This window comes from Amycolatopsis sp. NPDC102522, from assembly GCF_055584485.1.
Window position 1 is genome coordinate 1 of sequence record NZ_JBVJLY010000035.1, and the last position, 12,256, is coordinate 12,256.

Annotated in this window: 15 protein-coding genes; 8 read left to right on the forward strand and 7 right to left on the reverse strand. The window is 68.3% G+C overall.

Translation table 11 applies throughout. The features are described from left to right. Positions 1–91: 91 nt before the first annotated feature. Complete coding sequence (locus ACZ6YV_RS41795) at positions 92–871, reverse strand: helix-turn-helix domain-containing protein (RefSeq protein ID WP_465514926.1); 780 nt, start codon at positions 869–871, stop codon at positions 92–94. 195 nt (positions 872–1,066) lie between these two features. Here ACZ6YV_RS41795 and ACZ6YV_RS41800 point away from each other — a divergent pair, with 195 nt between their 5' ends. After that, positions 1,067–1,285 carry a DUF397 domain-containing protein gene (locus tag ACZ6YV_RS41800; protein ID WP_465514927.1) on the forward strand — a complete coding sequence of 73 codons (219 nt, stop codon included), beginning with the start codon at positions 1,067–1,069 and terminating at the stop codon, positions 1,283–1,285. Here ACZ6YV_RS41800 and ACZ6YV_RS41805 read toward each other — a convergent pair. Further along, on the reverse strand, positions 1,258–2,100 hold the full coding sequence (locus ACZ6YV_RS41805; protein ID WP_465514928.1) for a helix-turn-helix domain-containing protein: 843 nt from the start codon (positions 2,098–2,100) through the stop codon (positions 1,258–1,260). The genes ACZ6YV_RS41800 and ACZ6YV_RS41805 overlap by 28 nt on opposite strands. Before the next feature lie 105 nt (positions 2,101–2,205). Between ACZ6YV_RS41805 and ACZ6YV_RS41810 the strand changes: the two genes are divergently transcribed. Both ACZ6YV_RS41810 and ACZ6YV_RS41815 read left to right on the forward strand, forming a co-directional pair. After that, a complete protein-coding gene (locus tag ACZ6YV_RS41810; protein ID WP_465514929.1) occupies positions 2,206–2,952 on the forward strand; it encodes a hypothetical protein in 747 nt (248 codons plus the stop codon). Next, entirely contained in the window at positions 2,949–3,773 is an 825-nt protein-coding gene (locus ACZ6YV_RS41815; protein ID WP_465514930.1) for an RDD family protein, read from the forward strand. The genes ACZ6YV_RS41810 and ACZ6YV_RS41815 overlap by 4 nt, the downstream gene beginning before the upstream one ends. 42 nt (positions 3,774–3,815) lie before the next feature. Here the strand turns inward: ACZ6YV_RS41815 and ACZ6YV_RS41820 are convergent, their stop codons facing one another. Further along, entirely contained in the window at positions 3,816–4,541 is a 726-nt protein-coding gene (locus ACZ6YV_RS41820; protein WP_465514931.1) for an SDR family oxidoreductase, read from the reverse strand. A 92-nt stretch (positions 4,542–4,633) separates the two neighbouring features. On the opposite strand from ACZ6YV_RS41820, the gene ACZ6YV_RS41825 reads away from it, so the two are divergent. Beyond that, positions 4,634–5,317, forward strand: coding sequence for a TetR/AcrR family transcriptional regulator (locus tag ACZ6YV_RS41825; protein WP_465514932.1), 684 nt, complete (start codon positions 4,634–4,636; stop codon positions 5,315–5,317). Between the two features lies 1 nt (position 5,318). Here ACZ6YV_RS41825 and ACZ6YV_RS41830 read toward each other — a convergent pair whose 3' ends face one another. After that, the gene (locus ACZ6YV_RS41830; protein WP_465514933.1) at positions 5,319–6,167 is read right to left on the reverse strand and encodes a fructosamine kinase family protein; all 849 of its coding nucleotides are present in this window, start codon (positions 6,165–6,167) and stop codon (positions 5,319–5,321) included. 97 nt (positions 6,168–6,264) lie between these two features. Between ACZ6YV_RS41830 and ACZ6YV_RS41835 the strand changes: the two genes are divergently transcribed. Further along, a complete protein-coding gene (locus ACZ6YV_RS41835) occupies positions 6,265–6,954 on the forward strand; it encodes a hypothetical protein (protein WP_465514934.1) in 690 nt (229 codons plus the stop codon). On the opposite strand, the gene ACZ6YV_RS41840 is transcribed toward ACZ6YV_RS41835, so the two are convergent. Then, positions 6,925–7,764: a helix-turn-helix domain-containing protein gene (locus tag ACZ6YV_RS41840; protein WP_465514935.1), complete on the reverse strand. Its 840-nt coding sequence runs from the start codon at positions 7,762–7,764 to the stop codon at positions 6,925–6,927. The two genes, ACZ6YV_RS41835 and ACZ6YV_RS41840, sit on opposite strands and share 30 nt — an antisense overlap. Positions 7,765–7,821: 57 nt before the next feature. Between ACZ6YV_RS41840 and ACZ6YV_RS41845 the strand changes: the two genes are divergently transcribed. After that, positions 7,822–8,682, forward strand: coding sequence for an alpha/beta fold hydrolase (locus ACZ6YV_RS41845; RefSeq protein ID WP_465514936.1), 861 nt, complete (start codon positions 7,822–7,824; stop codon positions 8,680–8,682). Here the strand turns inward: ACZ6YV_RS41845 and ACZ6YV_RS41850 are convergent. Beyond that, complete coding sequence (locus ACZ6YV_RS41850; protein ID WP_465514937.1) at positions 8,679–9,056, reverse strand: hypothetical protein; 378 nt, start codon at positions 9,054–9,056, stop codon at positions 8,679–8,681. The two genes, ACZ6YV_RS41845 and ACZ6YV_RS41850, sit on opposite strands and share 4 nt — an antisense overlap. 162 nt (positions 9,057–9,218) lie before the next feature. On the opposite strand from ACZ6YV_RS41850, the gene ACZ6YV_RS41855 reads away from it, so the two are divergent. Next, positions 9,219–9,974: a thioesterase II family protein gene (locus ACZ6YV_RS41855; RefSeq protein WP_465514938.1), complete on the forward strand. Its 756-nt coding sequence runs from the start codon at positions 9,219–9,221 to the stop codon at positions 9,972–9,974. 99 nt (positions 9,975–10,073) lie between these two features. Then, positions 10,074–11,090 carry an alpha/beta fold hydrolase gene (locus ACZ6YV_RS41860; protein WP_465514939.1) on the forward strand — a complete coding sequence of 339 codons (1,017 nt, stop codon included), beginning with the start codon at positions 10,074–10,076 and terminating at the stop codon, positions 11,088–11,090. Here the strand turns inward: ACZ6YV_RS41860 and xylA are convergent. Next, complete coding sequence (xylA, locus tag ACZ6YV_RS41865) at positions 11,087–12,256, reverse strand: xylose isomerase (RefSeq protein WP_465514940.1); 1,170 nt, start codon at positions 12,254–12,256, stop codon at positions 11,087–11,089. The genes ACZ6YV_RS41860 and xylA overlap by 4 nt on opposite strands.

The following is a 12,256-nucleotide window of genomic DNA, read 5'->3' on the forward strand; positions in this document are numbered from 1 at the left end:
ACGGACCTGCTCCAACTCCACCGGTTTCACTCCAGCAGCAGATCACACCAGCACCCTGACCAGCCACAACGACACACCTAACAAAGCACTACTAGGGCGTCTCCCTCGCGACCAGCTCCATCCAGAAGTCCGGCGCGTACTTGGCGATCTTCGAGAACTCCATCTTGCCCGCCGGGCAGGCCCGGTTCGACGCGTCCACGACACCGTTGTTCCAGTGCACGATCGCCCAGACGCACCGGCCGTCCTTCATATGGTCGGTCACCCAGATCTCCAGGTAGTCCGCGCATTCGCGGTACCAGATCGAGCCGGCGGTGTCGTCGCGGTGATCGCGGACGTCCGTGGTCCGCCGGGGGCAGGTGCCGGGAGCGTCGGCGGGACTCGGCCGCCCGACGTTCACCTGCAGGTCCGGTTCGTAGGTGAGGATCGTCCACGGCCATACCCCGGCGACACCGGTCGCGATCAGCACGCCCGCCACCGCACCGGACAGCAGCAGCAAGAGCCTGTGGCCGAAACCGATCCGGCGAGGTGCCGAGGGAGCCTGCCGCACGGGATCACCGAAGGTGAGTTCCACGACGCCGCCTTCGGTCGGCCGGGCGGCCGACCTGGCGAGGACGCCCTGCAGCCCTTTCACCGTTTCTTCGGATTGACCCAAGCCGAGAAGAATGGCACGCAACTCGCCTTGGGTCGGCGGTTCACGCTTGCAGTTCTCGATTTCCGAAATTCGTTCACGCCTGATCCTGAGCCCGTGTTTCGCCGCGCGGCCCGCGACGTTGTCCTGGGTGAGGCGCCGTTCGTCCCGGAGCCGTTTGATCAGTGCGCCGAGCTCTTCGACACCGGTGATGTCCCCGGTGTCGCCGCTTCGGGCTTCCATAGCGCTCCCCTGTCCCTCAGCGCTCTTCGACCGTGCAGACGTAGGTTAGCGACACCGCCTGCGACAGGCGCCCGCGGCCACGTTTGCACTGGTGGACAGGACGTGCGATGTCGCGACAAATTCTCCCGACGTCGCGACGAAGGGACATTCCACGATCTTTCCTCATCCGGCGAAACAAATGAGGAAGGAACTCCTGTGACACACGATCTCACCGGCGCGGCGTGGTTCAAGAGCAGCCGTTGCGGAGGCGGCCCGACCTGTGTGGAAGTCGCTTTCCTGGAAACGTGGGTCGGCGTCCGGGACGCCAAGGACCCGGGCCCCGCCTTCGTCGTCAGTCCCGGGAACTGGTCGGCTTTCGTCCGCCATTGTTCCGGGACGACGGATGATCAGGCATGCGACTCCGCCACGTCGTGAATCAAATCCACCGATTCCGAAGGCGTCAGCGCCAGCGCCTCGACCCGTTCGAACGCGGTGACGTACTGCCCCACACGGCCGGGTTCCTGGGTGAGCCGCCCCTCCGTCAGGTCGTCGGTGTAGACGAACTGCGGATCTTCGGGACGCGGGAAGCCCAAGATGATGAATCCGCCCGCCTGGGCGGGATGCATCCCCGCGGACGACGGCAGGACCCGCACGGTGACGTGCGGGCTCCCCGCCGAGTCGGCCAGGTGCCGCATTTGCGCGGCCATCAGGCCCGGCTCGGGCACCGGACGGCGGAGCACGATTTCGTCGACGACGACCGACAGCCGCGGCGGATTCTCCCGGTGAAGGAGTGCCTGGCGGTCCATTCGCAGTGCGACCCGGCGCTCGGCGACTTCGGGCGTCGAGCCGGCGGCGAGGGACAGCGCGTGCGCGTACTCCCGAGTCTGCAGCAAGCCGGGTATCCACTGCGGCTGGTACTCGCGGATGTCGCCGGCCTCTTCCTCGTAACCGAGGTAGAGGTTGTAGCCGTCGTAGATGACGCCTTCGAGATCCGGCCGTTTGCCTCGCTGCCTCGACACCGTGAGCATCGCCGCCCGGCGGGCGCCGGTCACCGCGTAGAAGTCCAGCAGTTCGCGCAGGTCCAGCGGCCGGACTGCGACTTGACCGGTCTCGATGCGGCTGATCTTGGCGGCCGAGCACTCCAGGCGCGCGGCCGCTTCGTCGAGCGTTCTACCCGCTTTTTCCCGGAGGTTCCGGAGTTCGCCACCGAACCGGCGGCGGTCTTCCACCGCGTCAGACGCCCCTGCCACCCAGACTCCCATCGAAGCAAAAACTACATAATGCAACTCTTGCACTACCGGACACGGCTCGCTAGCGTCCATGCAGAATGCAATATTTGCACGAGGGGGCGGGTCATGGCCGACTGGCTGCACAAACTGATCGACGAGGGCGTCCCGGAGGTGATCGATCGCTTCGGCCGCTGGCTCCTGTACCCCGTCTTCTGGCTGACGACAGCGATCCTCGCCTTCTGGTTCCTCAGCACGGGTCTGGTCTACGGAGCACTGGTCATCGCTCCCCCGCTGATCCTGCTCCTGAGGGCCAGGTTCCACGGCCTGGGCAGGGTCTCGTCCACACTGTTGGTGGTCGCCGGGCTCGCCGCGCTGGTGCCCACGTTCTTCCTCGGGAAGTACAAGGCGGCCGAGAGCGGTCACACGGGTTTGGTCCTGGTCGGCTTCCTCGTCTTCCTGGCCTGGGGCGCCGCCTATCCGGCGATGCTGGACAAGTTCGACGAACGGTTCCAGCTCACCCGGCCCCCAGGCGATTCACGGCGCAGGCTCCCGGACGAGGAACGGAACCAGCTCGCCATGCTCCGTGTCCTCCTGGTCAAGATCGTCATGGCCACCTTGGCCATGCTCGTCGTCGACGCCACGATCGTCGTGATCATCGGCCTACTGGCCTTCCTCCTCCGCAGCCACTGGTCCGCAGCCATCGCGGGTGTGGCGTGTCTGGTCGAGTCCGTCGCTGAAATCGACGGCGTGAACCTCGTCTTCAAGTTCGAGCCGCTGGAGATCGCGGCCGGCCTGCTCGCCGCGTCGATGTGGTGGGACGCGGTCAAGAACCCGTTGTGGGACAGGCAAGCCCGGCTGGCGGTGGGACGATGATCCAGCCGCCCGTCGGCCCGCTACCGCCGCATCCGACGTCGGCCCGCCGCTGGGGCGCCCGATGGATCGACTGGCTCGTACCGTGGCTGGTCACCTCACCGCTCTGGTTCCTGACCGCCGAACGGATCCAGGTCGAGGCCGGGCAGCACGGCTTCGCCTTGGCGGGCAAAGGACTCTTCAAAGCCGCGTTCGGCGGATGGGGCACTCTCGGGGACGCCGCCGACGACGAGGTGGCCGGCCTGTGGGGCACCGTCGTCCTGCTGATCGCGCTGACATTGGCTGTCCAGGTCCTGCTGATCACGGTGTACGAGGTGCTCCTCGTCCGAGCTTGGGGACACACCCTGGGCAAGGCGGCCTTCTCGCTGACAGTGCGCCGCACCGACGGCGGGCGGCTGAACTTCGGCCAGATCTGCGCCCGCACCGCCATCGCCGTCCTCGTCCCCGGCCTCGGCTGGGTGCTGCTCATCGCGGCGATCCTCCAGCTGAGCGTGCTGCTCATGCTGGCAGGCGTCGCGCTCCTGATCTTCTCCGCCGTCGAATGCGGCCTCTTGCGGATGTCGCCGGACGGCAAGACCTGCTGGCACGACCGGCGGGCCGGGTCGGTCGTGGTCCCCAAGACCTGGACGGAACAACTGCGGCAGGCACGCGAGTTCCAGCAGCGTGCCCTCGACGGCGGCGCGACGTTCGCCCGGCAGGTCTGGCAGGCGCCACCGGTCCAGCAGCTTTCCCAGCAGGCTCAGTCGACGTTCCACCAGGTCCGGGAACGGGGACGTCAAGCGATCCAGCGCGACGACGGGCCGCCACGAAACGGGAGGCCGTAGCGAGCGTCTCCAAGACGAGAATCCCTTCCGGATGAAGAAAACTCAGACGATGCCGCCGTTCGCGCGGAGGACCTGCCCGTTGACCCACCGGGCGGGACCGGCGAGGAACGAGACGACCTCGGCGATGTCGGACGGGGTGCCGAGCCGTTCGAGCGGTGGCTGGGCCGCCATGCCCGCGATGGTCTCCTCGTCCTTGCCGTCGAGGAACAGGGCCGTGGCCGTCGGGCCGGGGGCGACCGCGTTCACGGTGATGTCGCGGCCGCGCAGTTCACGGGCGAGGACCAGGGTGATCGCCTCGACCGCCCCTTTCGTCGCGGCATAGGCGGCATATCCCGGCAGGGCGAGACCGAGCACCGAGGTGGAGAAGTTGATGATCGCGCCACCGTCGCGAACGCGGCGGGCGGCCTGCTGATCGACCACGAAGGTGCCGCGGATGTTGGTGCGGTGCAACCGGTCCAGCCGGTCGAGATCCAGCTCGGCCACCGGCGCGAGGTACATGGTCCCGGCGGCGTGGACCACGACGTCAACCCCGCCGAAGGCCTTCTCCGCGGTGTCGAACACGGCTTCGACGGCGTGCTCGTCAGCGACGTCGGCCTGGACCGCGACCGCCTGACCGCCCTCGGCGGTGATCGCCTCGACCGCCGCCCGCGCCTCGTCCTTGTTGCCGCCGTAAACGACGACGACCGCGAACCCGTCGGACGCGAGCCTTTCGGCGGACTCCCTGCCGATGCCCCGCGACCCGCCGGTGACGATCGCTACGCGTGTCATGATCTGCTCCCATCAGGTGTTTCCGCTGATAACACCATCAAGGTAGCATCGATATCGAACCAGCGCTACCGCAATCATGTTATCGTCGATACATGACGTTGACGACGAAAGACCGGATGGTCCGCGCGGCGGCGGACCTCCTGCGGGACGGCGGGCGCGACGCGTTGTCCACGCGTGCGGTCAGCGCCGCTGCCGGAGTGCAGGCGCCGACGCTCTACCGGACCTTCGGCGACAAAGACGGCTTGCTCGACGCGGTCGCCACGTATGGCTTTCAGAGTTACTTATGTGAGAAGCATGGCCTCGGCGAGACCGAAGACCCGGTGGGCGATCTCCGGCGAGGCTGGGACCTGCACGTCGAGTTCGGGCTGTCCCAGCCCGCTTTCTACATGCTCATGTACGGCGAGCCCCGAGTCCGCGAAGCGCGGCAGGAGGCGGACGCGATACTCCGCCGGATCGTCGAACGCATCGCCGAGGCCGGCCGCCTGCGTGTCCCGGTCGAGCAGGCCGCGCAACTGGTGCACGCGACCGGGATGGGCGTGATCCTCTCCCTCATCGCGAGCCCGCCGGAGGACCGTGATCCTGATCTGATCGCCACCGCGCGCGAACACGTGATCACGACCATCACCATCGACAGCGCGGACGAGGCTGACGAGTCTTCGGACATCCCCAGCCGCGCGATCGCGCTCAAGGCCGCACTGGAGAAGGAACCTGATGCCTCACTGACCCCGGCCGAGCACTCGATGCTCGCCGAATGGCTCGATCGCCTCGCGAGGTGAGCTACCGGCCGACAGCCCGCGCGGCCGCGACAGCCTGCCCGGCGTAAGACCGTCCGAAAAGGACAGTGTGCACGAGAAGGGGGAACAGCTGATGCGCCCCGATCCGGTCGGTCCAGCCGTCCGCGAGCGGAGCGACTTCCTGATAGGCGGCCAGAACCCGGTCGAGCAACGGGCAGCCGAACAACTGCAGCATGGCCAGATCGGTCTCGCGATGGCCGCCGTGCGCGGCAGGGTCGATGAGCGAGGCCTCGACGGCTCCCCACAACACGTTGCCGTTCCACAGATCTCCGTGGAGCCGGGCGGGAGGTTCGGCCACCTCGGGAAGCCTGGAGCAGGCCTGCTCCAGGGCAGCTGCTTCGTCATTGTCCAGCGTGCCCTCGTCGACAGCGCGCCGTACGTAAGGCAGAACTCGGTGCTCGGCGTACCACCGCGGCCAGTCGTCCCCCGGCGTGTTCTCCATCGGGGCGAGGCCGATCCACGCGTCGACAGGCCCCTCCGGCGGCGCCGCGCCGAACGCGGGCGCTCCGGCCGCGTGTAGCGCGGCGAGCCCTCTCCCCAGCCGCTCCGCCGCGTGATGCGTCGGCCGCCCGCCGCCGACCAGCTCCGTGACCAGCCATTCGTCGTCGTGGCCGCGAATCTCGGGCACCCGGACGGCACCGGCCTCGCCCAGCCAGCGCAGTCCCGCCGCCTCCACGGGCGTCGCGTTCGGGGCGTGGCCCCGTTTGACGACCACCGTGTCGCCACTGTCCAGTACGACTTCGGTCACCGAGCCCGAGAGACCCCTCTGCTCGGCGACGGCTCGTCCGGTGATCCTCGTGGCCGCCTCTGCAGGCGTCGAAACCTGGGTCATGTCCGCAACCTACCTCCGCCGATCGAGTGAACGCTCGTTGTCTAGAGTGCTCACCGGGGGAAATCCACGCTCTTTCACTTTCGAGGGGAGATCGGTCGTGCCCACACGTCCGAGAGTTCGTCATGCCGTCATCGCCGCGATGCTCGGCGCCACGCTGGTCGGCTGCACTTCGCCATCGAACATCGGCCAGGCGAAGAGCGCCGCCGCGACGACGTCCGAGGAGACGTCGGCCGCCAAGCCGACGACGACCGAGATGCCGTATCTGACCACCACGCCCACGCTGGAGGTCTCCGGCGACGCGGTCAAACCGGGTACGAAACTGAAGTTCGGCGAGCAGGCGATCGTCCCGTTCTACAGCCGCTACGCGAAGGGCGTCGTCGGGCTCACGGTCACCGTCGAATCGGTCAAGGCGCCCGACTCCGATGTCGACAGCCTGCCGCTCAAAGAAGAGGACAAAGCCAAGCTGCGTGGCAAGAACTTCTTCTTCGTTCACGAAAAGCTGACGAACATCGACGGTACGAACCTCGCCGAAGTGACCGTGCCGACCTTGACCGCCAAGACCAGGAGCGGCGGCTGGCCGGGCTCCCTCCTCGGCATGGGGAAAGCCGACGTCGCCGGCTGCGAGGACCAGAACTTCGCGCCGAAGGATTTCTCGGTCAAGGGAGCGGTCTTCGAATCCTGCCAGCTGCACTTCGGGGTCGCGTCGGACCCGATCACGTCCCTGGCCTATACGTCACAGCCTTACGAAAGCGCTGATTCACGCTCCGTGACTTGGCGCAACAAATAGTCCGGCCGGTTTCCCGGCCTCGGTCGGGCGGTACCCGGTCAACGCCCGGAATTCGCGGACGAGGTGCGCCTGGTCGCTGTAGCCGCCCAGGTGCGCCACCTCCGCCCACGCAAGGGACGACGCCCGGTTCAGCAGTGCCAGTACGCGATTGAGCCGGGTGATCCGCCCGACCGTGCTCGGATTCAGTCCGATCTGTTCGCGAAACCGGGCGTTGAGATGCTGGCGGCTCCAGCCGATCTCGTACGCGAGGGTGCCGATGCGGACCGGGCCCGCCGCCAGCCGCTCCCACGCGTATCGGACAGGTGCGGCGAGTCCCGGCCCGCGAGCCAGCCTCGCCGCCAGGTAGTCGTCGAGCAGCCCGAACCGCTCCTGCCAGTCCGCCGCCTCCGCGAGCCGCTCGGTCAGCTCTCCGGCGGGCAGCAGGTCGGACGCCGCGATCGCCGAATTCGTCAGCTCCCGCAACGGGATCCCGAACAACGCGTACGCGCCGAGCGGGGTGAGGCTGACGGCGATCCCGCGCGAAGCCCCGGCCTGCCCGACACGCAACGGCCGGTCCCGCAACCCCAGCACGGGCGAATCCGGGATCTCGCCGTCGTCCTCGGGGCGCCGGGCCGGGGCTTCGAAATCAATCACCCAGGTGAGCACGGACAACGGCGTGACCTGCCAGGAATTCGGGCCCGCGTCGGGGAGGTCGTGCGCGACGTAGCTCGACACATGAGCGGCGAGGGCGGGATGGGGGAACCGGAGAACCCGCTCACCGGGGGCGCGGACGATCTCCCTCCGCGGCACCACGAGCCCCCACCCGTCCATCCCGCCATCTTACTTTCGTTCAAGACCGGAAACGCGGTTCTGCCTAGCGTCCTCCCCATGAAGAAAATCGGGGGTTTCAAAGATCCGGCGGCCGAAAAGCGGTACTTCGCCGCCTATGACCGCGCGATGGCCGAGTGCCCGGAGCCGGGCGCGGTCTTCGACGTCCGGACACGCCACGGCACCACGCGGGTCTACCGCTACGGCGACGGCCCGCCGATCGCCCTGCTTCCGGGGCTCATGGCGACTTCCGCCTGTTACGCGGCGCTGCTTCCCGCCTTGGCCGAGCGCCACACGGTCTACGCGATCGACACTCTCGGCGAGGCGGGCGGCAGTGCGCAAAGGGCGCCCTTCAAGGACATTCGCGACCGTGCGAGCGCTCTCGACGACGTCTTCGAGAGCCTGGATCTGTCCTCGCTGCATCTCGTGGGCGGATCTACGGGCGGCTGGCACGCCGTCAACCAGGCGATCCACTTCCCCGGCAGGCTCGCGTCCATCGGGTTGCTGGACGCGACCACCGTTTCGGCTCCGTTCGCCAGGAAGGTGTTCTGGTACGGCCTGCCCGCGTCCGTGCTCGACAGCGAACGCCTGTGGCGGCGTTTCGTGACGTGGTCCGCCGGCGAGGACATTCTCGACCAGCCCGCGGCGCGGCTGATCCTCGCCGGAATCCGGTCGTATCGCGCGCGGGTGCCGTTCCAGGTGTGCCCGAGCGAGGAGGCGCTGCGGTCCCTTGAAGTGCCCACGCTCGCCCTGTTCGGCGGACGGAGCGCCGTGCACGATTCGGCCGCTGCCGCCGCACGACTGGGAAGCCTGCTCCCCCATGCCGACGTCGAAATCCTGCCGGACGCCGGGCATTACCTCTATCTCCGCCCGGAGGATCGCGAACTGATCATCGACCGCGTCCTCGAGTGGGTCGCTTAGGCGGCGCGAGCGGCCGCTTGGGCGCGCGCGGCGGCCAAGCTGGCCCGGCACGCGAGGATCAGCCGAGCCGAGGCGGCGCTTTCGCCGTGGCCGCACCGGGGACAGGACATCGTGACGGTGCCGGACAGTTCGTCGACGGAAACGGTCAGCGCGGTCGCGCAGGAACGGCACCAGCGGTGCCGGGTGATCGGGTTGACGTGCAGCGGCGAGGCGACGCACTGGTGGATCCAGCGGCCGTGCACGTGGCAGGTCAGCCTGTCGTCCGGGGACAGGCGGCCGACGTCTTCCGCGTCGTCCTCCATCGCCAGCAGAACCGGCAGGGTACGGCTCACCGGGTGCAGCCGCGTGGTCGAGGCCAGTGTCGTGGTGTTCATCGCTTTCTCCCTCCGGCTCTTATCAGGACGTCGAACGGGGAACGCCAGATACGACACGGCCGGGCGGCATTTCGCCGAAGGGCTCCCCCTGCCGGGTGACTTGATCTTGGTCGACTCCAAACCGTTACCCCATTCGGGTTAACCGCGCGTATCTTTCGGATCATGACGGCCACACTCACCAAACTGTCCACATCGGACGGTCGTGGCCGCGACTACCTGCTGCTTCCACCCGCCGGCGGGACACTTCAGGCGTTCGGACCACTCGCCGTCGCGGCTGGCGCGGACGTCTGGGGTGCCGAATATCCCGGGCACGGGGAACGGCTCGCGCAGGCACCGGCGTCCTCGATCGAAGAACTCGCCACGTTCTTGGCCGATGCGATGCCGGTGGACTGGTTCTCCCGCGCCGTGACAATCGGTTTCGGAATGGGCGCCTTCGTCGCGCTGGAAACGGCTCAGCGGCTGGGCGTCTCCCCGGGCGCGCTGATCGTCGTGGACGCGTGCGCCCCGCAGCGGCGCTCGCCGGACAAGAACGCCAAGGCGGGCGCGTCGGCCATGGGACGGGTGTTCGGCCGCACCGGCCTCACCCCTGTCGCGGGCTATCGCGACTCGCCCGAAAGCTGGGAGTACGCCCTGGACCTGCTGGTGGGCGACCTCCAGTTGCTGAACGCCTATCGCGGACCCACCAGGACACGGCTCTCGTGCCCGATCGCGGCGATGCGCGGCACCGACGATCCCGCCTCCGCTTCGGGCGACGACGCCACGGGCGGCTGGCGGGTGTGGACGTCCGGCCCGTTCGTGGGCCGCGTCGTCCCCGGCGGATACCTCGGCGTGCTCGAGTCCGGCCGGGAGGCCGAGTTCTGGGGCCGGATCCACCGGCTGGAAGCGGCCTTCCTCGAAGTCGAACCGGACGTCGCTTAGCCAGGTGACGTACACCGGTGACGTCGTCCGACGGTCGCCGCGCCCCGCTCCGCCTCCGTAATTTCATCCCGTACCAGGTGTTTCGCGGGAGGGATCAGGATGCTCAGCAGGAGAAGGTTCGCGCAGGCCATCGTCGCCGTGACGGCGGGAGCCGGTGTAGCGGGCTGTTCGGCCCAGCCCGCTACGGCACCGGCGGCGGCTCCCGTCACGACCGGCGGGAACACCTCGTTCGGCCCGATCAAGCAGATCGACGCCGGGGAACTCAGCATCGGGTACGCCGAGGCCGGCCCCGCCGACGGCCCGGTGGTGGTCCTCCTGCACGGCTGGCCCTACGACATCCACAGCTACGTCGACGTCACCCCGCGCCTGGTCGCGGCCGGGTACCGGGTGATCGTGCCGTTCCTGCGGGGCTACGGGCCGACGCGATTCCTGTCGAAGGACACCTTCCGCAACGGCCAGCAGTCCGCGATCGCCGCCGACGTCGTCGCGCTGCTGGACGCTCTCAAGATCCAGAAGGCTGTCTTCGGCGGCTTCGACTGGGGCGCCCGCACCGCCGTGATCATCGCCGCGCTGTGGCCCGAGCGGTGCAAGGCGCTCGTCTCGGTGAGCGGCTACCTGGTCACCAACCGGGAGACGAACAAGGAGCCGCTCTCCCCTGCCGCCGAGCTCGGTTGGTGGTACCAGTACTACTTCGCCACCGAGCGCGGCATCCTCGGCTACACGAAGAACCGTCACGACTTCAACAAGCTGATCTGGAAGATCGCGTCGCCGAAGTGGACCTTCGACGACGCGACCTACGACCGCTCGGCGGCCTGTTTCGACAACCCGGACCACGTGGCCATCGTGATCCACAACTACCGCTGGCGGCTCAGCCTCGCCGAAGGTGACCCGAAACTCGACGCCCTCGAACAGAAGCTCGCGCAGGGCCCGGCGGTTTCGGTGCCCACCATCACGATCGGCAGCGACTTCGACGGTCCGAACACCGACGGCAAGGCCTACCGGTCGAAGTTCTCCGGCAAGTACGAGCACCGCGTCCTGAACGGGATCGGCCACAACGTGCCGCAGGAGGCGCCGGAGGAGTTCGCCAAGGCCGTCATCGACGTCGACCGGCTCTAGCGCGCCCCGGTGAGGTGTTCGAGGGCCAGTTGGGAAAGCCGGATGAAGCCGTAGCCGCGTTCCGCCGCCTTGTCCGGATCGAAGTCCTCGAACGCCGACCGGTCCGCCAGCAGATCGGCCGCTGTCTCGCCCTCGTTGAGCGTCGGCGTCGCCAGTTCCGGGACGAGGGCGGCGTCCAGAGCGGCCCGCACCTCGGGATCGGCGCGGAAGGCGCGGGAGCGTTCGGCGAACAGCAGATAGCTGGCCATGTTGGCCTCGGCGCTGGCCCAGACGCCGTCCATGTTCTCCGTGCGCAGCGGCTTGTAGTCGAAGTGGCGCGGCCCGTCGTAGCCACCGTGCTCCAGCAGGTCGACCAGGAAGAACGACGACAGCACGTCGCCGTGGCCGAACACGAGGTCCTGGTCGAACCGCGGGCCGCGCTGGCCGTTGAGGTCGATGTGGAACAGCTTGCCCTGCCACAGGGCCTGCCCGATGCCGTGGACGATGTTGAGCCCGGCCATCTGCTCGTGCCCGACCTCGGGGTTCACGCCGACGATCTCGTGGTTGTCCAGCGTGGAGATGAACGCGAGCGCGTGCCCGACCGTCGGCAGCAGGATGTCGCCGCGCGGTTCGTTCGGCTTCGGTTCGAGCGCGAGCCGAAGGCCGTAGCCCTGGTCGATGACGTACTGGGCGAGGAAGTCGATGCCCTCCCGGTAGCGGTCCATCGCCGCGCGGACGTCCTTCGCGGCGTCGGTCTCGCTGCCTTCGCGACCGCCCCAGAGCACGAACGTCGACGCGCCGAGTTCGGCGGCGAGGTCGAGGTTCCGAAGCACCTTCCGCAGCGCGTAACGACGGACGTCGCGGTCGTTGCTGGTCAGGCCGCCGTCCTTGAAAACGGGGTGGCTGAACAGATTCGTGGTCACCATCGGGACGACGAGCCCGGTTTCGGCGAGCGCGTCCCGGAAGCGCTTCAGATGCCGCTCGCGTTCCGCGTCGGCCGAGCCGAACGGGATGAGGTCGTCGTCGTGGAAGGTGATCCCCCAGGCTCCGAGGTCCGAGAGCCGGTGCACGGCCTCGACCGCGTCGAGCGGGCCCCGGCTCGCCGGACCGAACATGTCGTTCGCCTGCCAGCCCACGGTCCACAGCCCGAAGCTGAACTTGTCCTCGCGCGTCGGTGCCTGAACCAT